13 protein-coding genes are annotated in these 22,362 nt (G+C 71.1%); 6 read left to right on the top strand and 7 right to left on the bottom strand.

Going from position 1 to position 22,362, the window contains the following annotated elements:
* Window positions 1–481 precede the first annotated feature (481 nt).
* Together ACGFZF_RS26355 and ACGFZF_RS26350 are read left to right on the top strand one after the other, a co-directional pair.
* Entirely contained in the window at window positions 482–8,311 is a 7,830-nt protein-coding gene (locus ACGFZF_RS26355) for a ricin-type beta-trefoil lectin domain protein (protein ID WP_393557976.1), read from the top strand.
* A complete protein-coding gene (locus ACGFZF_RS26350) occupies window positions 8,308–8,556 on the top strand; it encodes a DUF2283 domain-containing protein (RefSeq protein WP_393557974.1) in 249 nt (82 codons plus the stop codon). The genes ACGFZF_RS26355 and ACGFZF_RS26350 overlap by 4 nt, the downstream gene beginning before the upstream one ends.
* A 183-nt stretch (window positions 8,557–8,739) precedes the next feature.
* Here the strand turns inward: ACGFZF_RS26350 and ACGFZF_RS26345 are convergent, their stop codons facing one another.
* The 5 genes from ACGFZF_RS26345 to ACGFZF_RS26325 all read right to left on the bottom strand — a co-directional run bounded on the left by ACGFZF_RS26345 (window position 8,740) and on the right by ACGFZF_RS26325 (window position 16,156).
* On the bottom strand, window positions 8,740–10,221 hold the full coding sequence (locus ACGFZF_RS26345; protein ID WP_393557972.1) for a penicillin-binding transpeptidase domain-containing protein: 1,482 nt from the start codon (window positions 10,219–10,221) through the stop codon (window positions 8,740–8,742).
* Window positions 10,218–11,597: an FtsW/RodA/SpoVE family cell cycle protein gene (locus ACGFZF_RS26340; RefSeq protein ID WP_393557970.1), complete on the bottom strand. Its 1,380-nt coding sequence runs from the start codon at window positions 11,595–11,597 to the stop codon at window positions 10,218–10,220. The genes ACGFZF_RS26345 and ACGFZF_RS26340 overlap by 4 nt, the downstream gene beginning before the upstream one ends.
* Before the next feature lie 56 nt (window positions 11,598–11,653).
* Window positions 11,654–12,976 (bottom strand): histidine kinase dimerization/phospho-acceptor domain-containing protein, encoded by a 1,323-nt coding sequence (locus tag ACGFZF_RS26335; RefSeq protein WP_393558377.1) that lies wholly within the window; start codon window positions 12,974–12,976, stop codon window positions 11,654–11,656.
* Window positions 12,977–13,044: 68 nt separating this feature from the next.
* Entirely contained in the window at window positions 13,045–13,860 is an 816-nt protein-coding gene (locus ACGFZF_RS26330; protein ID WP_393557968.1) for a hypothetical protein, read from the bottom strand.
* A gap of 178 nt (window positions 13,861–14,038) precedes the next feature.
* Window positions 14,039–16,156 (bottom strand): PBS lyase, encoded by a 2,118-nt coding sequence (locus tag ACGFZF_RS26325; RefSeq protein WP_393557966.1) that lies wholly within the window; start codon window positions 16,154–16,156, stop codon window positions 14,039–14,041.
* A gap of 444 nt (window positions 16,157–16,600) precedes the next feature.
* Here ACGFZF_RS26325 and ACGFZF_RS26320 point away from each other — a divergent pair, with 444 nt between their 5' ends.
* Genes ACGFZF_RS26320 through ACGFZF_RS26310 form a run of 3 tightly spaced genes read left to right on the top strand, consistent with a single transcriptional unit; the run spans window position 16,601 to window position 19,214 of the window.
* The gene (locus tag ACGFZF_RS26320; protein WP_393557964.1) at window positions 16,601–17,080 is read left to right on the top strand and encodes a hypothetical protein; all 480 of its coding nucleotides are present in this window, start codon (window positions 16,601–16,603) and stop codon (window positions 17,078–17,080) included.
* Window positions 17,081–17,094: 14 nt separating this feature from the next.
* Complete coding sequence (locus ACGFZF_RS26315) at window positions 17,095–18,579, top strand: hypothetical protein (RefSeq protein WP_393557962.1); 1,485 nt, start codon at window positions 17,095–17,097, stop codon at window positions 18,577–18,579.
* Window positions 18,576–19,214, top strand: a complete 639-nt coding sequence (locus ACGFZF_RS26310) for a hypothetical protein (RefSeq protein WP_393557960.1) — start codon at window positions 18,576–18,578, stop codon at window positions 19,212–19,214. The genes ACGFZF_RS26315 and ACGFZF_RS26310 overlap by 4 nt, the downstream gene beginning before the upstream one ends.
* A gap of 130 nt (window positions 19,215–19,344) precedes the next feature.
* Here ACGFZF_RS26310 and ACGFZF_RS26305 read toward each other — a convergent pair whose 3' ends face one another.
* Both ACGFZF_RS26305 and ligD read right to left on the bottom strand, forming a co-directional pair.
* A complete protein-coding gene (locus ACGFZF_RS26305) occupies window positions 19,345–20,208 on the bottom strand; it encodes a DNA ligase (protein WP_393557958.1) in 864 nt (287 codons plus the stop codon).
* Between the two features lie 32 nt (window positions 20,209–20,240).
* The gene (gene ligD / locus ACGFZF_RS26300; protein WP_393557956.1) at window positions 20,241–21,125 is read right to left on the bottom strand and encodes a non-homologous end-joining DNA ligase; all 885 of its coding nucleotides are present in this window, start codon (window positions 21,123–21,125) and stop codon (window positions 20,241–20,243) included.
* Between the two features lie 58 nt (window positions 21,126–21,183).
* On the opposite strand from ligD, the gene ACGFZF_RS26295 reads away from it, so the two are divergent.
* Window positions 21,184–22,254 (top strand): Ku protein, encoded by a 1,071-nt coding sequence (locus tag ACGFZF_RS26295; protein WP_393557954.1) that lies wholly within the window; start codon window positions 21,184–21,186, stop codon window positions 22,252–22,254.
* Window positions 22,255–22,362 lie beyond the last annotated feature (108 nt).

Genomic DNA, 22,362 nt, shown 5'->3' with positions numbered 1-22,362 from the left:
CTACAACCCGTCCACACATGAGAACTTTATGAAGTCGTTACGTATGCCCGGCAAAGCCTTGACGCGTGGCCATGTTTGCGTTTGCTTAAGGCATTTCGCGAACCCCTATCGACCCGAAGGGTCGGTATGCCGTATTCCGTCGCAAAGATCGACTGTGCCGCTCTCTGGCCCGAACTACGGCGTGAGGCAACTCACTTGAACGTGGGAGCGCTCCTTTTTACGGCATTGATTTGTGTGGTTGCCATGACGGAGAGTGCGCACGCATGCGCCTGAGACAGGTGCGTGCTTTTTGGTGTTTCCGCACCCCGGTGTTCGCACCTCATCCGTTGTCTGTTTGCCTGCGTGGGAGTCGACGCATATGCGTGCTTCAGGTTCGCTGTCATGGTTGGGGCGCAGACGCCTCGCCATGACGGAGTCACAACGACGAAGTCGGCGGCGAAGCCGCGCGGCGATCGTCCTATTGCTGTCCTCGACGCTGACCGTGACGAGCCTGGGCGGGCAGGCGCTCGCCATCCCCGGCCCGGGCATGAGCCGCGAGCAGGAGAACGCGCAGGTCGACCTGCCGGACCTGCCCGAGGCCACGGAGGCCGACGGGGACTCGACCGCCGAGAAGGCGCTGACCCTGGCGCCCGAGGTCCCGGTCGACCCGTACGACCCGAAGAACGTCACCCCGTGGGTGGGCGACACCGGCAAGGCCACGCTGACGGCGGAGACCGAGCCGGGCGACACCGTCCCGCTCGACAAGAACCTCCCCATCGCCATCGGTGTGCCCGAGGGAACGGACCCGGCCACCCTCGCGGGTGAGTGGACCGTGGGCCTGGCCGCTCCCGAGGTCTCCCAGGACGCGGGCGTCTCCGGCCTGGTCATGAAGGTCACGCCGCCGGCGACGGTCGACCCGGCCGCGCAGGTCTCGCTGAGCGTCGACACGACGGCGTTCGCCGACCTCTACGGTCCGCAGGCCGCCGACCGCTTCGGCCTGGTCCTGCTGCCCGAGTGCGTCTACTCCTCTCCGACCGAGGGCGAGTGCGCGGACGACGGCGGCGTCGAGCCCATGGCCGGCAAGAACGAAGCCGACTCCTTCGAGCGGCTGCGCAGCACGGTCACGATGGTGGCTCCGAAGGACGCCCCCACCAGGACCACCGCGGCGAAGAACGCCAAGGCCCGCAAGATCCTCACCGGCACGGTCCCCGTCGCCAAGCTGCTCGACGAGGGCACGCAGGCCACCACGACCAGCGCCTCCGCGCGGACCGGTGCCCTCCAGGCCGCCGACTCCTCCGGCGGCAACTCCGTCGGCCTCCTCGACACCGGTTCCTCGGTGCAGGGTGACTTCACCGCGTCCCCGCTGCTGTCGTCGGGTTCGTGGTCGGCGGGTTCCTCGTCGGGTGCCTTCACCTACTCGTACCAGGTGCAGACGCCGGAGACCGCCGGCGGTCTGATGCCGAAGGTCGCGCTGTCCTACTCCTCGCAGTCCGTGGACGGCCGTACGTCGTCGACGAACAACCAGGCCTCCTGGATCGGTGACGGCTGGGACTACAACGCGGGCTCCATCACGCGTACGTATGTCAACTGCCGCCAGGACTCCAAGAAGGCCGGCTCCAACAACGCCACCCACCGCACCGCGGACCTCTGCTACGGCTCGGAGAACGCCACCCTCTCGCTCGGCGGCACGACCACCGAGCTGGTCTGGGACGAGTCCAAGGGCAAGTGGTTCACCGGCAACGGCGACGGCTCCAAGATCGAGCGCGTCACGGGCCAGGCCACGGGCAACGGCGCCAAGGACGGCGAGTACTGGGTCGTCACCACCAAGGACGGCACGAAGTACCACTTCGGCCTGAACAAGCTGCCGGGCTGGTCCGACAACGGCACCGCCGCCGACGACCCGACGACGGATTCGGTGCTGACCGTCCCCGTCTACGGCAACCACGCCGGTGAGCCCTGCTACAAGGCGGGCGACTGGGCCCACTCCTACTGCACGCAGGGCTGGCGCTGGAGCCTCGACTACGTCGAGGACGTCCACGGCAACGCCATGTCGCTGTGGTGGAAGAAGGACCAGAACTACTACGCGCGGAACTTCAACTTCAAGGCGCCCGTCGTCTACGACCGTGACGGCTACCTGTCGCACATCTACTACGGGCAGCGCAAGGACTCGATCTTCTCGGCCACCGCGCCGGCGCGGATCGGTTTCGAGGTCAAGGAGCGCTGCTACGACGTCGGCGCGGTGACCTGCACCGAGACGAACTTCAAGTCGAAGAACCCGGGCGACTACCGGATCTGGTTCGACACCCCGGCCGACCTTCGCTGCGAGTCGGGGAAGAAGTGCTGGAACGCCGGACCGACGTTCTGGACCCGTAAGCGCCTGGACAAGATCACCACGTCCGCGCAGCGCCGCACCGACACCACCGCCCGTCAGGTCGTCGACGAGTACCAGCTCAACCAGAGCTTCGCGGAGCTGAAGACCGGCCCGAACACGGCCCTGTGGCTGGAGTCGATCCAGCGCACCGGCTACGCCCGCAACGGCTCCACCGACGCGTCCGTCAAGCTGAACTCGGTCCGCTTCGAGTCCAACAGCGACGACATGCCCAACCGCGTCCTCGCGGTCAACCCGCAGCGCCCGGGCTTCTCCCGCCTGCGCATCGCGCGTGTGATCAACGAGTACGGCGGCGAGACGGTCGTCAAGTACAAGCCGATCACCGGCAAGTGCGCCACCGGCGGCCTGCCCGGCAAGACCGACACCGCAGCGCTGAAGTCGAACACCGAGCTGTGCTACCCGTCGTTCTGGAACCCCGACCCCGAGGTCGAGGACATCGACTGGTTCCACAAGTACGTCGTCGCCTCGATCGAGGAACTCCCCAACATCGAGGGATCCTTCGGCACGAAGACGGCCTACGAGTACAAGAACGCCGGCTGGAAGTTCGCCGACGGCGAGTTCACCAAGAAGTCGACCCGCACGTACTCGCAGTTCGCCGGCTTCGAGCAGACCACCGTCCTGACCGGCCCGGACAAGGCCGCCGAGGACAACGGCAACGAGGGCGAAGGCATCGCCGGCCTCGACAGCCCCCGCACCAAGGCCGTCACCCGCTACTTCCGCGGCCTGGGCGACACCGTCTCGGTCAAGGACATCACCGGCACCGAGATCGCCAAGGACAAGGAGCCCTTCGCCGGCCGCGTCGCCGAAGAGCTCACCTACACCAACGCGACCGACGCCGACACCAACTGGCTGACCCGGTCCGTCACGGTCCCCGAAGCCACGGAGCTCGCGAAGCGCGACCGCGACGACGGCCTCGACCCGCTGAAGGCCTGGCGCGTCACGGAGCCGGAGGAGATCGCGTACACGAAGTCCTCGGGCACCGGCGACGACACCCGCACGCTGCGGTCCGTGCGGACCCTGACGACGTACGAATCGACCTACGGCCTGCCCACGCAGGTCGAGTCCTTCGGTGACACCGGCAAGACCGGCGACGAGTCCTGCACCAAGCTGGAGTACCTGCACCAGACCACGGCGAACCTCATCGGCTTGTCCAAGCAGGTACTCACGTCGCCGACGACCTGTGCCAACGCCAATTGGTCCGACCTCACCACGCTGAACTCGGCGGCTCGTACCGCCTTCGACGGCACCGCCTACGGCACCGCGCTCGGCGCCTCGACCCGCGGCCTGGCCACCGAGTCCTGGTCGCTGAAGGGTGACGGCACCGGCTTCGAGACGAACGGTACGACCGGTTTCGACGCCATCGGCCGTGTCACGCGGCAGACCGACCCGGACCAGAAGTCCTCGACGATCACCTTCGACCCGCCCACGGGGCAGGTCTTCAAGGTCACCCAGACCAACCCGCTCGGCCACAGCCAGGTCCAGGAGCTGGAGCCGGGCCGCGCGGTCACGCTGAAGACCACGGACCTCAACGGTCAGGTCAGCGAGGCGAAGTTCGACCCGCTGGGTCGTCTCGCCGAGGCCTGGGCCCCGGGCCGCACGCCGTCGTCGTCCTCGGTGCCGGACTTCCGCGCCGTCTACACGATCCCGGCCGAGGAGACCGACCCGACCGACGCCAACCTCAAGATCCGCAAGCCTCCGTACGTCACCACGTACGCACGGGGTCACGAGGACCGGATCGAGACCTCCGTCACGCTCTACGACGGCCTCGGCCGCGAGCGCCAGACGCAGGAGGAGCCCGAAAGCGGCTCCGGCTATCTCGTCACGGACACGCTGTACAACACCTCCGGCGAGGTCTTCCAGACCAACAACGCCTACCTGACCCAGGAGGCCAAGCCCGGCGAGCTGTTCGTCCCGCTCTCCGACACGGCCATCCCCAACATCACCCGCTACACCTACGACGGCCTCGGCCGCGTGCTGCAGGAAACCCCGTACATGAAGTACGTGGACCCCGTCACCAAGGAGTCCTCCTCCAAGGCCTACGAGGACCGCGCCACCAAGTACGAGTACGGCCAGGACTGGTCGAAGGTCATCAACCCGCAGGGCGCCTCGTCCTACCGGGTCTACACCGACGCGCTCGGCCGCACCTCCCGCACCGACACGTTCAACCCGGCGGCTCCCGGCGGCATCACCTCCACGAGCTACCAGTACGACACCCGCGGCCAGATGGTGAAGGCCACCAAGTCGGCAGACCCGACCCACCCGTGGACGTGGACCTACGACCACCGCGGCCGGATGGAGACCTCCACCGACCCGGACTCAGGCACCACCCGGACCACGTACGACCACCGGGACCGCGTCCAGTCGGCCACCAACGGGCGTGGTGTCACGCTCTGGACCGGCTACGACGACCTTTCGCGGCCGAAGCAGCAGCGTATGAACGACGCCAACGGCACGGTGGTGGCGGACTACACGTACGACACCGTCGCCGGCGGCAAGGGCCTGCCCGCCACCGCCACCCGCTACACCGACGGCCAGGCGTACACCCAGAAGATCAACGGCTACACCAAGGACTACCAGCCGACGTCCACGACCCTGAGCCTGCCGCAGACCATCGCGGACACCTGGGGCCTGGCCAAGGACTACACCTACGGCTACTCCTACACGGACACCGGTCTTCTCGAAGAAGCGCAGCTTCCGGCGGTCGGCAAGTTCGCCGCGGAGAAGATGGTGGTCCGTTACAACAAGGAGGGTCTGCCGCTTTCGATCTCGGGCAAGGACTGGTACGGCGCGGAGACCGTTTACTCCCCGTACGGCCAGATGATCCGTTCCACTCTGGGTGCGCAGCCGTACCGGGTGTGGACGCAGAACTCGTTCGACGAGTCCAGTGGTGAGCTGAAGGACCAGCTGGTCTTCCGTGAGAAGTCCGGTGCCGGTGCGGACACGTCGGTCGTCGGTGGGAACCTGGTCTCGAACCGGTCGTACACCTACGACCCGGCCGGTAACGTCACCTCGATCCGCGAGCAGTCGGTGGGTATCGAGGAGCGTCAGTGCTTCAGCTACGACCCGCTGGGTCAGCTGAAGACGGCCTGGACCTCGAAGGACCAGACCGGCTGCACCACCCCGAAGAACGCCGACGGCACCCTGAACGTGGCCGCCGGCAAGGACAGCTCCGGCTACTGGCAGGAGTACGAGTACGACCTGCTCGGCAACCGCACCAAGCTGACCGAGAAGGACCTGACCGGCGCCACCGCCAAGGACGCCACGACGGACTACGCGTACGGCAAGAACGCGGCGAAGGACCAGCCGCACACCCTCACCAAGGTGACGAAGAAGTTCACCACCCCGGCCGGTGCGCAGGTGACCGCCGAGGCGCAGCGTCTCTACGAGCTGACGGGTGAGACGAAGTCGATCACCTCGCTCCAGAGTGGTGACAAGCAGGATCTGACCTGGACGTTTGACGGTCAGGTCGACCGGATCACGGGCCAGGGCAGTGCCGGTAAGACCCCGTACGTGGGTCTGGGCCAGAAGTGCCTGGACCTGAAGTCGGGTCTGCCGGTGGCGGGTCAGCCGATCCAGCTCTACGGCTGCAACGCGACCGCGGCGCAGAACTTCCGGTTCACCCCGACTCCGGCCCAGGCGGACCCGAACCTGGGCACCCTGGCCGTGGCGGAGAACTGGTGCTTCCAGCCGGCGGCCAACACGGCCGGCTCCGCGGTCCAGGTCCAGAAGTGCAACGGCACTGCCGCCCAGCAGCTGAAGCGGAACACCGCCGGCCAGCTGACCCACGTGGCCTCCGGGCTGTGTGTGGCGGTGCAGGGTGCGGCGAACGTCAGCGGCACCGCGATCGTGCTGGCCACCTGCGACGGCGCCTCCGCCGCCCAGCTGTGGGCGCCGCAGAACGACACCCGCCACATCTACGGCCCCGACGGCAGCCGCCTGCTGACGATCAAGGGCAAGCAGGCCACCCTGCATCTGGGCGAGGCCGAGGTGACCGTCCAGCAGGGCGGCGTCCTGGTCAACACCCAGCGCACCTACTCCGCCCCCGGCGGAGCGGTCATGCGCTACGCCTACGGCACCGGCTCGGAGACCCTGGTCGCCCAGACCGGCGACCACCAGGGCAGCACCTATGCTGAAGTCGCGCTCTACGGCGGCATGTCGGTCCGTATTCGCAAGCAGGACGCGTTCGGCAACGAGCGCGGCACGGCTGTCGCCAACCTGCAGAGCCACAAGGGCTTCCTCGGCAAGACCGAGGATGACGCCTCCGGCTACACGATGCTGGGTGCCCGTCTGTACGACCCGGTGGTCGGACGCTTCCTGTCCGCCGACCCGATCGTGGACATGAACGACCCGCTCCAGTCCAACGGGTACGCCTACGCCCACAACAACCCGGTCACCCATGCGGACCCGACCGGTCTGGCGATCTCGCTGACCGCTTCCGAGCGGGCCGCGGCCCTCGCGGGCGCGGGCCTGTCCGCGGCGCAGGTCGCTCAGGCGCAGGCGATGCAAGGCAAGTCCCTCAGCTCCGTCATCCTCGCCATCGCGTGGGAGACGCTGAAGGACTTCATCGGCATCAACGACGCCATGGCCTGCTTCGGCGGCGACATGTGGTCCTGCGGCAGCATCATCCTCGACGCCATTCCGTGGACGAAGCTCGGCAAGATCCCGTCCGTCCTGAAGGCGATCAACCGCACGATCAACGCCATCCAGGCGTTCAAGGCAGCCAAGAAGGCCGCCGAGATCGTCCTCAAGGCAGCCAAGGCCGCCGAAGCGGCAGCCTTGAAGGCCAAGAAACTCGCCATCGAGAAGGCCAAGAAGGAAGCCGCACAACGAGCGAAGAAGAAGGCAGCCGAGCAAGCCAAGAGAACGGCCGACAGAGCGCTCGCCCAGAAGAAGAAGACCGGTAACCCGGTCCAGAAGCGGGCCCAGTCCAAGGCCGCTCCGAAGTCCTCTTCCATGGGTGGTGGCGCCGGCAAGCGCGGCGGCAACAAGGTCAACACGAGCAAGTCCGGGGGCAGCTCCGGCGGCTCGTCCCGCAACAACGGCGGCAGCAGCGGCAGCGGTGACAGTGGAAAGGCCGGGGGTTCCTGCTCGACGAGCAGCAACAGCTTCACCCCGGGCACCAAGGTCCTGATGGCCGACGGCACCACCAAGCCGATCGAGAAGGTCAAGCCGGGCGACAAGGTCAAGGTGACCGACGCGAAGACCGGTGAGACCCGGACCGAGACGGTCACCGCCACGATCAAGGGCCAGGGTCTCAAGCACCTGGTCAAGGTCACGATCGACACCGACGGCAAGGCAGGCTCGAAGACGGCCCAGGTCACCGCGACCGACGGCCACCCCTTCTGGGTCCCCGAGCTCGGCAAGTGGATCGACGCCGGTGACCTGAAGTCCGGCCAGTGGCTGCAGCCCACCACCGGCGCCCGCGTCCAGATCGCCGCGATCGAGCGCTGGACCACCCAGGAAGCCACGGTCCACAACCTGACCGTCGGCAACGTCCACACGTACTACGTGATGGCGGAGAACACTCCGGTCCTGGTCCACAACTCCTGCGGCGACGCCACTCACGCCGATGAGTGCTACTGCAACTGGGGCCAGCCGGCCGTTCCCCGCGGCGGCGGCGGTAGCGCGGATGATGCGTGGGACGAAGCCAGCAGTGCCGCCGAGGAGGTCGACGACGTCGTCGAGGAGGTTGCCGACCACGCCGAGGACCTGACGGGTCACGCCATCCAGCGTCTGCGGGAGCGAGGAGTCTCAGAAGCGGACGCCCGGGCGGTGCTCGAGCGCACCCCGTTCTCCTACTGGCACAAGGGCCAGTGGAAGAGTGGCTTCTACGACCCGAAGTCGAAGGTGTTCGTCGGTAAGACGATCGATGGCGCAATCAACACCATCATGGTTGAGGTCGAGAACGACTACATCGAGCGGATCAAGAAGAAGAGACCATGACGGATCTGAGAGTGACCTATGACGCCGAGGCGAACGCCGCGTATGTCTACTTCACCGATCCACAGGTGCGGTTCAGGAAAGTGGCGCACATGTATCCGTGTGACCCTGACAAGGTCGACGGAATGATCAACCTCGACTTCGACGAGGACATGCGCCTCCTCGGTATCGAGGTGCTTGATGCACGAGAAAGCCTGCCGCAGTACCTGCTCGACGCGGCGGAGCCGCTGAACAGGGGCAACGCCTGATCGTGGGTGCGCACCGGGAGCCGGCCGACGCCGGGCCGGATCCACCGGTCCGTCACTGACCGACTCCCGAGGCGCACCCCTCGCCCGCACGAACACTTCGCCCCGTCGCTCCGCGGCGGGGCGAAGTGCTGCCCCGGGCCGGGCATCGGCCGTGCAGCGCCTCAGGCGGGAGCCGTGCCGTGTCTACGGACGCCCCCGGCCCGCCGCCTCGAGCCGCAGTGCCTCGGCCATCACCGCGCGGGCGATCGGGGCCGCGCTGCCGCCGCCGCTGATGTCCGTGCGGCTCGCCTCCGCGTCCTCGATCACCACCGCCACGGCCACCGCCGGCTGTGCCGAGTCCCTCGCCTGGGCCCAGGCGATGAACCAGGCGTACGGGGTGCCCGTGTTGCCGAAGCCGTGCTGGGCCGTGCCCGTCTTGCCGCCGACGATCGCGTCCGGGATCGCCGCGTTCGTGCCCGTGCCCTCCTCCACCGCCTTGACCATCAGGCGCTGGAGCTGCGTGGCCGTCGAGGGGCGCATCGCCTGGCGGTAGCTGCTGCGACCCGTCGTGTCGACGGTGCGGCCGCCCGAGGTCGTGGTGCGGTCGACCAGATGCGGGGCCGCGATCTCGCCGTTGTTCGCGACCGCCGCCGCCACCAGCGCCATCTGGAGCGGCGTCGCCGTCGTGTCGAACTGGCCGATCGACGACAGTGCCAGCTGGTCGTCGCTCATCTCGCGGTCGAAGTTCGACTTCGCCACCCACGACGGCACCCGCAGACCCGCGTCGTTGAAGCCGAAGCCGCCCACCGTGTCCAGCATCCCGGAGAGGCCCACCTTCACCCCGAGTCCGGCCATCACCGTGTTGCACGACCACTGGATCGCGTACGCGAGCGAGGCGTCCGCGCAGCCCTTCGCCTCGTTCGGCAGCACCTGGCGGGTGCCCGGCAGGACGAAGGGGTCCGGGGTGTCCGTAGGCGCGTCGACGTCCCGTACCACGCCCGCGTCCAGGGCCGCCGCCGCCGTCACGATCTTGAAGGTGGAGCCGGGCGGGTAGGTCTGGCGCAGTGCCCGGTTCAGCATCGGCTGGTGCGGCGAGGTGTTCAGCCGCGCCCAGGCGTCCTTGACCTCCCGGCCCGTCCCGGAGAGGACACCGGGGTCGTACGAGGGCGAGCTGACCAGGGTGAGGATCTTCCCGGTCGACGGCTCGATCGCCGCGACCGCGCCCCGCTTGCCCTCCAGGCCCCGGTAGGCGGCCTCCTGCATCGAGGCCCGGATCGTGGTCAGTACGGTGCCGCCCGGGTTCCGGGCCCGGCTGACGTCGTTCCAGAACGGCAGCGGCGCCAGCATCGGGTCCGTGCCCGCCAGGACGGAGTCCTGGGCGTTCTCCAGCAGCGTGGTGCCGTAGGTCTGGGAGGCGTAGCCGGTCACGGGCGCGTACAACGGGCCCTGGGTGTAGGTCCGTTCGTAGCGCAGCTGCTGTCCGCTGTCCCGGGAGCCGGTCACCGGTCGGCCGTCGACCTCGATGGTGCCGCGGGGCTGGCCGTAGCGGGCGATGGCGATGCGCCGGTTGGCCGGGCTCTCGTCCAGCTCGCCGGCCTCGATGATCATCACCCGAGCGGCGTTGACCAGCAGGGCCACCAGGAGGACGAGGCAGAGCCCGGCGGCGCGCCGGATGTACGGGATCACCGGGCGTCCTCCACGACCGGCGCGACGATCCCGGTCTCCACGGTCTCGGGGTGCGGCGCGCGGGCCGAGTCGCTGACCCGGATCAGCAGGGCCACGATGACCCAGTTGGTGACGACGGACGAGCCGCCCTGCGCCAGGAACGGCATCGCCATGCCGGTCAGCGGGATCAGGCCCATCACCCCGCCCGCGATCACGAACACCTGGAGCGCCAGGATCGAGGCGAGGCCGATCGCGAGGAGCCGGCCGAAGGGGTCGCGCAGCGCGAGCCCGGCGCGGAAGCCGCGGGCGACGAGCAGCGCGTACAGCAGGAAGAGGGCGGTCAGACCGACCAGTCCGAGTTCCTCGCCCGCCGTGGCGAGGATGAAGTCGGACTTGGCGGCGAAGCCGATGAGGACCGAGTGCCCGAGCCCGAGGCCGGTGCCGAGCATTCCGCCGGCGGCGAAGGAGAAGAGCGACTGCGCGAGCTGGCTCGGTCCGTCGCCGGCCTCGATGGAGGCATAGGGGTGCAGCCAGTCCTCGACCCGGATGTGCACGTGCGGTTCGAGGGATCCGACCGCGAACGCGCCCAGGCCGGCGAGCAGCAGGCCGACCGCGATCCAGCCGGTCCGGCCCGTCGCCACGTACAGCATGATCACGAAGAGGCCGAAGAAGAGCAGGGAGGTACCCAGGTCGCGCTCCAGCACCAGGACCCCGACGCTGATCACCCAGATCGCCACGATCGGGCCGAGCACCCGGCCGGTGGGCAGTTGCAGCCGCCAGATCCTGCGGCCCGTGTACGCCAGCGCGTTGCGGTTGGCGGCGAGGTACGCGGCGAAGAACACCGCGAGCAGGATCTTGGCGAACTCGCCCGGCTGGAAGGACAGTCCGGCGACGCGGATCCAGATACGGGCGCCGTTCACCGCGGGGAAGAAGATCGGCACGAGCATCAGGGCCAGGGCGGTGGCCACCGAGAGGTACGCGTACCGCTGGAGCATCCTGTGGTCGCGCAGCAGGACGACCACGGCGATGAACAGGCCCACCCCCAGCGTCGACCAGTCGAGCTGGGTCGGGGCGGCCACGTCGCCGGGCGTCTCCAGGTCGAGGCGGTAGATCAGCACCAGACCCAGACCGTTGAGCAGCACCGCGATGGGCAGCAGCAGCGGGTCGGCGTACGGGGCGCGGAAGCGGACCGCGAGATGGGCGAGGAGCGCGAGCAGGCCGAGTCCGGCGCCGTAGCGGGCGGCGTCCGGGGGGACGGCTCCGTACCGGGCGAGGCCGACCTCGGCGTAGCCGAGGACGGAGACGAGGACGGCGCAGACGAGGAGGGAGAGTTCCACGCCGCGGCGCTTCGGGTTGCGTAGCCCGGGCGGGGGAGCGTCCGCTCGCGTTGCGGTCATGGTCCGCAACGTAGCAAGCAGTAAGCCTTATGTCCCTTTTGTGTGACGGTGTGCCGTCAGCCCTCGGGATCGTCCCGGCCGTCGGAGTCGCCGGGACGGGCGCCGGGACGGGCGTCGGGAGGGCCGCCGGAACGGTCGTCGGGATCGTCCCGGTCGTCGAGAGGGTCGTCGAGGCGTACGTACTCCGGCAGCGTCAGGCGCGCGACCGCCCCGCCGCCGCCCGGGGCGCCCGGATCGTCCGTCGTGCGCGGCGCGTTCGTGAAGACCAGTGCGGCGCCGATCACCTCCGCCTGCCCGGCCGCGATCGTCAGACCGAGGCCGTGGCCCTTGCCGCCGCTCTCCGTGCGGAAGCGCTGGGGCCCGTCCTGGATCAGGTACGCCGGGTACCCCGCGCCGTGGTCCCGCACCGAGACGACCGGTCCGTCCACGGTCAGCACGACCGGGGGCGCGCCGTGCCGGTGGGCGTTCGCCACGAGGTTGCCGAGCACCCGCTCCAGACGCCGGCGGTCCGTCTCCACCGTCGCGTCCCGCACGACCAGCACCTCGGTCGGCGTGCCGGAGGCGCGCACCACCCGCTCGGCCAGTGGCCCGAGCGCGTGCACGGCGAGATCCACCGTCTCGTTGCCCGCGTCGAGGCGCGAGATCTCCAGCAGGTCCTCGGTCAGCGCCCGCATCGCGCGCACCCGGTCCCGTACGAGCTCCGAGGGGCGGCCCTCCGGCAGCAGCTCGGCGGCGGCCGAGAGCCCCGTCAGCGGGGTGCGCAGCTCGTGGGCGACGTCGGCGGTGAAGCGCTGCTCGCTCTGGAGCTTGCGCTGGAGCGTGGACGCCATGGTGTCGAGCGCCCCGGAGACGGTCGCCACCTCGTCCTCGGTGCGCGAGGGATCGCGCGTGCGGGGGTCGTCGACGCGCGCGTCGAGGTCGCCGGCGCTGATCCGCCTGGCCACCTGCGCCGTGAGGTGCAGCCGCCGGGTGACCCGCGTGACCGCGAACGCGCCGACGAGCAGCGTCAACCCGATGGCCAGCACCGAGGACCCGAGGATCGAGCGGTCGAGTGCGGCGATCGTCTCCGCGCCGGTGGTGTGGTCCACCCGCACGGCCAGGGCCCGGCCGTCGGCGGGGCCGGCCGCCCACATGGTCGGCCGTCCGTCGTCGTCGGCGACCACCGTCCCCCGCTCGCCCCCCACGGCGAGCGCGCGCAGCGCGGCGGGCAGGCCCGCCGGGTCGACGCCGGCGGACCGGGGGAGCGGTTCGCCCGCCTCGTACGCCCGGGTGGCCGTGGTGAGCCGTGTCAGGGCCCGCTCGCGCGCGTCGTCGACCGTCCGGCGGGTCACCGAGACGTGCACGAGGGTGCCCAGGATCGCCGCGAGGGCGCAGCACATCACGGTGATGAAGACGGCGGACTTCCAGGTGAGGGTCGCCGTCCACGCGGGCAGCCGCGGCCGGGACCTCACGGGTGGTCCCCGAACGGGGGGAGGACCTCGGGGTCGAGGGGTCCGGACCCGGTGGGTGCCGGCGGGCCGGACGAGGTGGCGGCGGGCCCGGGCGTGGGCGTGGGTTCGACGAAGTTCGGCTCGGGCGCGGGCGAGGCGGACGGGCCGCGCGGCTTCACCCGGACGATCTCGTCGCGGGTCGCCAGCATCGCCCCCTGCTGCTCGTCCCAGGTCCAGGCGGTGCGGTACTCGTACCCCGGGATGCCCGCCGAGCTGACCCGCATGATGAGGTCCCGGCCCGCCAGATCCACGCTGACCACCTGGTCGACGGTCGACATGATCCGGGTGAGGCCGCCGTTCTCGGCGAGGTAGACCCGCACGCCGACCTGCTGCTCGGGCATCCGGATCCCGACGATCAGCTCGTCGCGGCCGTTGCCGGTCAGGTCCCGGTAGTACGGACGCATCACGGGGCAGGCCGTGGGCTCCGCCGCGCACCGGCCGATCTTCGCGGCGGTCTCGGCGTACAGCCCGTCCGGGCCGCTGTACGTACGGGGGTGCGCCTTCACCTCGGCCTGGACCACGGCCACCGCGTCGACGCGGTGGACGTCGTTGTCCGGGGCCTCGACGCCGGGGACGCGCTGGGTCTCGGTCTCGCCGTAGTCGAAGGGCGGGGCGGTCGCGGGCGGCAGGCCGGGCCAGAGCCTGACCGGGCCGACGGCGGTCGGGGTGGGTCCCGCGCTGCTCAGGCCGCCCTCGTCGCCGCACCCGGTGAGGGTGGGCAGCGCCACGGCCAGCAGGGCCGCGGCGGCGAGGGGCGGACCGAGCGGTCTCACGGGCTCCTCCGGGTCGGGTCGTACGGGCGCCGGGCGGGTGCGTGCCGGGCGTACGAGCACCGGGCGGGCGGTGCTCCCGTAGACCTTATTCGTAAGGAAGTCCTTTTTGTCTACTCGTGGCCGAGGGGGGCGGTGGTCCTCGTGCGGCCCCGGTGGGGCCGGATCCACGCGCGTCACGTCACCGGCTCGGGCGCCACTGGTCCCGTTCGATGCGGGCGAGCGCCGCCCGGCAGAAGGCGAGGAGTTTCTCGTCCTCGTGGATGTCGTGGCTGCCGGAGCCGGTCTCGCGGGCGTTGTGGCGGCGGACCCGGGCCAGTTCCGCACGGATCACGGTCTCCGCCTCCGCCGCCGCGGGGCCCATCTCCGCCAGGCACTCGGCGATCTCCACGCGCGCGTGGCGGTTCTCCTCCCAGGCCGCGAGCAGCACCGGAAGCGACGCATCCGCGTCCCCGGCCACCCGCCACAGGGCCGTCGCGCAGGCCACCCGCACCCACAGGTCCCGCGCCGTGAGGCCCGGGCGCAGTGCGGGTGCCCCGCCGGCCGCCGCCGGGCCGATCGTGCCCAGCGCACCGGCGGCGGCGCACCGGTCCGGATCGGACACGTTCGGCCGCAGCCATTCCTCCAGGGCCGGCAGTACGGTCCCCGCGTCGCCCTCCACCGACCAGAGCGCGAGCGCCGCCTTCGTGGCGACAGCGGCCGAGCCGCCCGCCATCAGATACCGCAGGTCGTGGACCAGGTCCGGGGCGGCCTCCCGCGCCGCGGGGCCGAAGGCCGCGACGGCCCTGAGCGCCGCCGCCTGCACCCAGTCCCGCCGGTTCGGCGGCGCCCCGCGCAGCACCCGCAGCACCTCGGGCAGGGCCTGGACGGCGCGGATCGCGGTCAGCGCGTGGAGCAGCGGCGCCGCGTGGTCGTGGAGCCGGTCGTCGAGCTCGACGGCGGCCAGCCGCCGCCGCAGCGCGGGGGCCAGCGGCACCGCCGCGGGCCCGAGCGCGTCGATCGCGTACAGCAGCTCGTGCCGGATCCCGGGTCCTTGGAGGGCGCGGGCGAGCAGCGGGACCGCGCGGGCGTCGCCGGAGCGGGCGAGGGCGAGCAGCGCACCGCAGCGGTCCGTGCGTGCCGCGGGCGCCCCGGCCGGCGGGCGCGGGGGAGCGGCGGCGAGCCGGGTCGCCAGCGCGTCGGTGGCCGGAGCGGTCAGTTCGAAGAGCCGTTCCAGGAAGGCGGCGGCCGCCTCGCGCAGCCGCGGGTCGGGGTCGGCGAGCTGCAGCCCGACGAGCCGCACGACCTCCTCGTACCGCCCGCGCCACATCCGTATCAGTCCGCCGCACTGCCAGACCGCGTCCGCCCGCCGGCCGGCATCCGGGCTGCGCAGCTGGGCCACGACCAGCGCGATCCGGTCCTCGACCCGGTCGTCGAGGGCGGTGTGCAGCGTGCGGAGCAGCTCGTCGGCCCACGGGGTCGAGCGGTCGGCCGCCTGCTCGCCGAGGAAGTCGCTGATCTGGCCTGCCAGCGAGGGGACCGGCGGCCAGGAGTCGTCGGGGCGGACGGGCGGCTCGTACGACGCGGTCCGCACCTCTTCGAGCAGCTCCGTCACGCGCTCCACGACGTCGGCGGGAACCTCGGCCGGCGCGCACCGGGCCAGCTGCGCGAGGGCGGCCAGCCGCAGGCCGGGGGCCTGGGCGGCGCGGGCGAGCCAGCCGAGCCAGTCGACGGTCTCGGCGCGCAGCGACTCGTGCCGTCGCGCGAGCCGGCCGACCCCCTCCACCAGGGCCAGCCGCACCTCGGTGTCGCGTTCGACGGTGAGCCGCTCCCGCAGCAGGTTCAGCACGCGCCCCGGCTCGGGGTGCAGCGAGGCGAGCGCGCACGGTGCGGCCAGCCGCACCTCCGGATCCGGGTCGCCGGCCAGGCCGAGGAACACGTCGGCCCCGGCGGCGACGGCGGCGGCCGCCATCGCGTAGTTCGCCGCCGGAGGGAAGTCCTCGTCCTCCGGGTCGAGTTCGTCGACCTCGTCGTCGCTGCCGAGATCGATCCCGCCGATGCTGGTCAGCAACTCCACGATGGCGCCCCGGTCCTGGATCCCCGGGTCAGCGACGAGTTCGAGGAGGAAGGGGATGCAGGCGAGGGTCGAGTCGTACACGTCGCCCTGGTGGTGCACGGAGCCGTACATGCCGTCGAGGGCGAGCTCCCGTTCCGCCGGGTCGGCGGAGGCGAGTCCGCGCAGCAACTCCGGTACGTCGTCCGCGGGTCCGTACGCATGGCCCAACGACGCCCAGTCGACCTCCTCGATCCCCGTCAGCATGCGGCCGCCGCCTTCCCCGTGAGCGCTGTACCAGGCAGCAAGTGTGCACCACGGCAACGGGGACGAGGACCCGCTGACCGGACGCGTTCCCCGAACGGCGCCCCGGGGCGCTCTCTTTGCGCCACGTGCCGCACAGGGGTCCCGGAGCCACCCCCGTCCACCCGGCTCCACCACGCGAACCTTTGCCCGAGCACCGCCGCCCGGCCCGGCCCGCCCCGGTGCGGACCCGGCGGGCGGAGGGCCGGGGGGCGGTGCCGCGTCCCCGCGTACGGCCCGGCCAAGTCTCCGTGGCCTGTACGGAGGTGGGGGTGGCGCCGGAGGTTCCGGAGCGGGGTGCCCGAGGCGGGCGAAGGAACGACGCGCCCAGAAAACGAACGGACACTTCGCGATCGAAAATGATTACGATGGGTCGGTTGACGCGATCGGCGTCGGACGGGGGAGACCATGGTGTTCAACCAGGAATGGGCGGCGGCGGTGTCCGCTTCCCGGGAGCGGCAGTTGGCCGGTATGCGGCTCAACACGGCTGGACCGGAGGGGGGTTCCGGAGCCGGTGGCAAGGACCTGATCGTGACCCAGGACGACCTGGGTGCCGTGGGCCACGAGGCCTACCTGCTGCACGATCTGCTGCGCAAGGAGGCCGACATCGCCGGTGCCGGACAGGATGCGAAGGGTGCGGGCTCGACAGCGCGCGCCGCGCAGGAGCTGTCGTCCCGCCACCTGGCCATGGGGGGTGAGCTGTTCACCACGCTGACCGTCTGGGACGCGCAGGTGAAGACGGTCCTGCAGATGTGCGCCCACATCTCGAACCACCTGGACTACTCGAAGAAGTCGTACGCCGCGAATGACAAGCGCATCGAGGACTCGCTGCGTCATCGCAACGGCACCCCGGTCTCGGTTTCCGAGATCACCAAGCACGTTCGTTGAGGGAGGGGCGGGTCGTGGCATTCACTTACACCGATCTCCTGGACATGGATCTCGGCGGGCTCGGCACCGCCGTCGGCGACTGGCGGACCATGGCCGGCGAGCTGGCCAAGCTGGAGACCAACGCCCGGGACGGTCTGCTGAGGAAGTCCGAGAGTGCGCGGTGGAAGGGCGTCAACGCCGACGTCACGAGGGATTTCGTACGTAGCGCGGCCAAAGAGTTCTCGGACCTGCGGGCAGAGGCGACGAGCATCCACGCGGTGCTCCAGGACGCGCACAGTGAACTGGCGAGTATCCAGAAGCGGGCCAAGGCCCTCGCGGAGGACGCGGCTGCGGGCACCGACAAGGATCCGGCACTGCTCATCACGGACGCCGGCGACGGCACCGTCCGGGTCATGGAGGCGATGTGCACCCCCGAGGGCACGACGCAGCGGACCAAGGACCTGATGCGCTGGTACGCGGACACCGTCACCGGGTTGGTCGCGCACGCGGCCGAGGTCGACGCCGCAGCCACCCGTGCCCTGAAGGGCAGCCACGGGGGCGATCCGCGCAACGCAGGTCACGCCACGTACACGTCGCTCGACGAGGACCAGCTGCCGCGCGCCACCCGACTCGCCTCGCTCGGCAAGGAAGCGAACGAGAAGCAGCGTGACGAGCTCCGCAGGCTCTGGCGCTCGCTGAGTCCGGAGGCGCGGGCAGAGTTGTGGCGGGAACAGCAGGGCGGACTGTTGGCCGCCGGACTCCTGGACCCGACAGTTCGGCACATCGCGCCGGACAAGGGCTCCGGCCCTTATGACGTGGAAGAACCGGGCTTCGAGGAGTGGTCCACCCGGGCCAAGATGCGGGGGATAGCGGAGGGCGCCGACGCCGGCGGCCTGGTCGACGCGGCCCGCAACATGGACCACTACCTGGACGACAACGGCGAGCACATGAATCTGCCGGTCGACAAGATGATGGCTGACGACGAAGGCTTCAGGCGGCACATCGACGACCACATCAGGACACACCAGGACGCGTGGCGGGAGACGGCACTCGCTGAGTTCCACGCGAACGGGGGCAGGCCCGTGGCCATTCCCGTGGAGACGTCGAACACGCGGGACTACTCCTTCACCAAGGAGAACGACCAGAACTGGTTCTACGCCGTCGGCTCCACCCGGGCCAACGTCACCGGTGTCGTCACCGTCGTACCCGATGCCCAGGGCCGGCCCCAGGTCGCACTCGACTACCAGGCGAACGCATGGGATCGCTACAACTGGGACGAGAACAAGGGCGTCGACATCTTCGGGGTGGGCATTCCCGACGGACAGATGGCACGGCTGCATACGACCGGTCTGGCGCAGGAGTTCGACATGTCCGGCAGCAGCTCGGTGAAGCACTACGACCTCGGTGCCGGCGAGTCGAACCCCGCACCGCTGCCGGAGCCCGACGATCCGGGGCGTGAGGGCGGGCGCATGGACAACGGGCGGGAAACGCGCGAGGGGCGAGGAGGTACCCACAGGTGAGCAGCGTGGAAGACAAGGCCGCCGGCACGTCGCCTGCCGGTCGCCGGGCCGCGGTCGTCGTGGCGGTGCTCCTCGCGGTCGCGGGGGCGGTCGTGGTGTCCTTCGCGCTGCTCGCGGACAGGTGGCTGTCCGGCTCGGCGGCGACGGAGAAGGAGTGCTGCTGGGCGACCGGGGCGACGCCCGCGTGGACGAGCGAGCGGCTGGGGCTGCCGATCCCCGCCGGGGCCGCGGACCGGCGGGCCGGCTACAAGTCCGGGGAGCGGTACGACACCGGGCTGCTCAGCTTCACCCTGCCGACGCGGGAGGCGACGGCGTACCTCGCGCCCCTCACCCCCAAAGGCACCCGGCTGATCCGCAACACCGAACCCCAGGGCGCGGACTTCAGCCGCGCCGACGGCTTCGCGCACCTCGGGCTCCCCGAGCCCGAGACCCTCGTCGAGGGTCTGCTCCACGGTGACGCCTGTCCGGGGGCGGCCGCCGTGCCGGACGACGCCGATCCGGCGGACATCGATCCCGGGAGGTGTGCCGAGGTGTACGCCCATGAGGTCGCACCCGGCACCACGCGCCTCTACCTGAGGTCCACGTTCGAATCCGGCCGGACCCCGCCCCCCGGGGTGCCCGCGACCGCGCCGTAAGGGGGTGTGCGTTCTCCGGGGGATCGGGGGGATCCCGCCGCACCCGCAGCCGTACTCGCGCCGCGCTCGCGAGCATGGCAGGCCCGCGCCGCCCGCGCCGCGCTGCGGCGGCACCCGCCCGCCCCGCTGCTCAGCCCTCCGCGCGGACCCGTACGAAGCGGGCCGTCTCGTGGCGGCCGGCGACCTGGCGGAGTTCCACGAGCAGTGGTTCGGTCAGCAGCCGCACCGGGCCCGCGTCCGGGTGGTCCGGGTGGACGGCCGGTTCCCCCAGGAGGTCCCCGACCAGCTCGGCGACCTGGCGCGACTGGGGCGCGGTGAGCCGCGGCGAGGTCTGCACGGTACGGCCGTCCGGCAGGGCCACGAGCAGGGCGCGGGGGTGCCCGGGCGGGCCGTAGACACCGAGCAGCGCGCCGTCCCGGGTGTCCGCGTGCCGGATCTTGCGCCAGGACCAGGTGCCGCCGGGGCGGTAGGCCGAGTCCAGGGCCTTGGCCACGATTCCCTCGACCCCCACCGCCCGCAGGTCGCGGAACCAGTCGCGGGCGGTCTCCTCGTCCTGCGTCGCCAGCACGCGCTGGAGCGGTGGCACGGCGTCCGCCAGCGCGGCCCCCAGCAGGTCCCAGCGCTCCCGCAGCGGCAGGGCGCGGACGTCCCGGCCGGGCAGGGCGAGGACGTCGAAGGCGACGTACGAGACGGGGACGCCCAGCCGGGCCCGGTCGCCGGGCGAGCGCAGCAGGTCGGTGAAGCTGAGCCTGCCCTCGCGGTACGCGCACAGCTCGCCGTCGAGGACGGTGCCCTCCGGCAGCTGGTCCCGCAGCTGTGCGGCGATTCCGGGGAACTCGCGCGAGAGGTCCCGCTGCGACCGGGACTGCAGGAAGACCCGCCCGTCCTCCAGTACGAAGGCGAGGGCCCGGAAGCCGTCGAGCTTGAGGGAGTACTGCAGCCCGCCCGCCACGCTGCCCTGCGCCGGGATCTCGTCCGCCGATCGGGGGCGCATGACGCCGACCGGAGGCCGCAGGACGACGGCGTTCACGGCAGGGCCCCGGCCCGGTCGGGGTCGAGGAGCGGCGCGAGGAGGTCCCCGTACCGCTCCAGACGTGGCGCGATGTCGTCCATGAGCAGGACCAGCTCGGCCGGGGCGCGGCAGGCCGACACCTCGTCCCAGGTCACCGGCGCGGAGACGGCCGGCCGCTCCCTGGCGCGCAGGGTGTAGGGCGTCGCGGTGGTCTTGGCGGCGGCGTTCTGGCTGAAGTCGACGAAGACCTTGCCGGTCCGCAGGGCGCGGTTCATCCGGTGCAGGACGAGCGAGGGGTGGTCGGCCTCGGCCTGGACGGCGAGCTGCTTCGCGTACGCCGAGACCTGCTCGGACGGCGTGGGCTCCAGTGGCACCAGCAGGTGCAGGCCCTTGGACCCGGAGGTCTTCGCGAAGGACTCCAGCCCGTCGGCCGCGAGCCGCTCACGCAGCCAGAGCGCCACGCGGCAGCACTCCACGACGGTCGCGGGCGGTCCCGGATCGAGGTCGAGGACGAGCCGGTCGGCGACCGCGGGCGCCTCGGCCCGCCACTGGGGCGTGTGGAACTCCACGACGAGGTTCGCCGCCCACATCAGCGAGGGCAGGTCCTGGATCATCACCTGCCGGGCGCGGGGGTCCTCGGAGCGCGGCACCGGGGTGGTCTTCACCCAGGCGGGCGTGCCGGGCGGCGGGTTCTTGGTGAAGAAGAGCTGCCCGTCCGGTCCGTCGGGGTAGCGCAGGAACGACACCGGCCGGTCGCGCAGGTGGGGAAGGATCGCGCCGGACACGGTGGCGTAGTAGTGCAGCAGCTCGCCCTTGGTGGTGCCGGTGGCCGGGTGGAGGACCTTGTGCAGGTTGCTGAGCGACAGCCGCCGCCCCTCCACCTCCGTGATCGGCGTCATACGATGAGAATCCCACGAATCGGGCACTCGCGTTCAACCACGGAGAAAGGGAATAAACGTGCGATCCATCTGGAACGGCGCCATTTCCTTCGGCCTGGTCAGCATCCCGATCAAGCTGGTCAACGCCACCGAGAGCCGGTCCGTGTCCTTCCGCCAGATCCACGCCGAGGACGGCGGCCGGATCCGCTACCGCAAGGTGTGCGAGCTGGACGGCGAGGAGGTCTCCCAGGCGGAGATCGGCAAGGCCTACGAGGACGCCGACGGAACGATGATCCCGATCACCGACGAGGACCTGGCGTCCCTGCCGCTGCCGACGGCCCGGACCATCGAGATCGTGTCCTTCGTCCCGGCCGGGGAGATCGACCCGCTCCAGATGGACGCGGCCTACTACCTCTCGGCCAACGGCGTCCCGGCCGCCAAGCCGTACACCCTGCTGCGCGAGGCGCTCAAGCGCAGCGACAAGGTGGCGGTGGCGAAGTACGCCCTGCGCGGGCGGGAACGGCTCGGGATGCTCCGGGTGGTGGACGACGTCATCGCGATGCACGGGCTGCTCTGGCCCGACGAGATCCGCGCGCCCGAGGGGGTCGCCCCGGAGGCGCCCGTCGCGGTGCGCGAGGCCGAACTCGACCTGGCCGACGCGCTGATGGCCACGCTGGGCGAGGTCGACCTCGGCTCCCTGCACGACGACTACCGCGAGGCGGTCGAGCAGATGATCGCGGCCAAGGCGGAGGGCGGCGAGGGAGTGGCGCCCCCGGAGCCCGACAAGGAGGGCGGCGGCCAGGTCATCGACCTCATGGCGGCGCTGGAGAGCAGCGTCCGGGCGGCGAAGGAGGCCCGGGGCGAGGCGCCGGCCGATGCCTCGGTGACGGAGCTGAAGGCGCGCAAGACCGCCTCGCGGTCCTCGCGGTCGACGCCGAAGGAGACGGACGCCAAGAAGTCGACGGCGAAGACCGCGGCGAAGAAGACGGCGGCGCCCGCACGGAAGTCGACGGCGAAGACGGCCGCCAAGAAGGCGGCGGCGAAGAAGACGGCTGCCACGAAGAGCACGTCGACGGCGAAGAGCACGTCGAAGGCCACCGCGAAGAAGCAGCCGACGAAGAAGGCGACCCCGCGCAAGCGCAGCGCGTGAGCCGCCGGGCCGGGTGGGGCGGGCGCGGTGAGGTGGGGTGCGGTGCGGTGAGGCGGGCGTCGGGGCGGGCGCCGGAACGGTGAACCGCGGGCCCGGGCCGCGCCGGCC

Origin of the sequence: Streptomyces sp. NPDC048338 (genome assembly GCF_043201055.1) — a bacterium.
Classification (GTDB): domain Bacteria; phylum Actinomycetota; class Actinomycetes; order Streptomycetales; family Streptomycetaceae; genus Streptomyces.
The sequence above is the reverse complement of the archived record's forward strand: the minus strand, read 5'-3'. Positions and strand labels throughout refer to the sequence as shown.

Bases quoted from the DNA above. Each gene is read 5' to 3' on its own strand.
- ACGFZF_RS26305 (WP_393557958.1), bottom strand. From the start codon at position 20,208: ATGCGCCCCCGATCGGCGGACGAGATCCCGGCGCAGGGCAGCGTGGCG.
- ACGFZF_RS26320 (WP_393557964.1), top strand. From the start codon at position 16,601: ATGGTGTTCAACCAGGAATGGGCGGCGGCGGTGTCCGCTTCCCGGGAG.
- ACGFZF_RS26335 (WP_393558377.1), bottom strand. From the start codon at position 12,976: ATGTGCTGCGCCCTCGCGGCGATCCTGGGCACCCTCGTGCACGTCTCG.
- ligD (WP_393557956.1), bottom strand. From the start codon at position 21,125: ATGACGCCGATCACGGAGGTGGAGGGGCGGCGGCTGTCGCTCAGCAAC.
- ACGFZF_RS26340 (WP_393557970.1), bottom strand. From the start codon at position 11,597: ATGACCGCAACGCGAGCGGACGCTCCCCCGCCCGGGCTACGCAACCCG.
- ACGFZF_RS26325 (WP_393557966.1), bottom strand. From the start codon at position 16,156: ATGCTGACGGGGATCGAGGAGGTCGACTGGGCGTCGTTGGGCCATGCG.
- ACGFZF_RS26350 (WP_393557974.1), top strand. From the start codon at position 8,308: ATGACGGATCTGAGAGTGACCTATGACGCCGAGGCGAACGCCGCGTAT.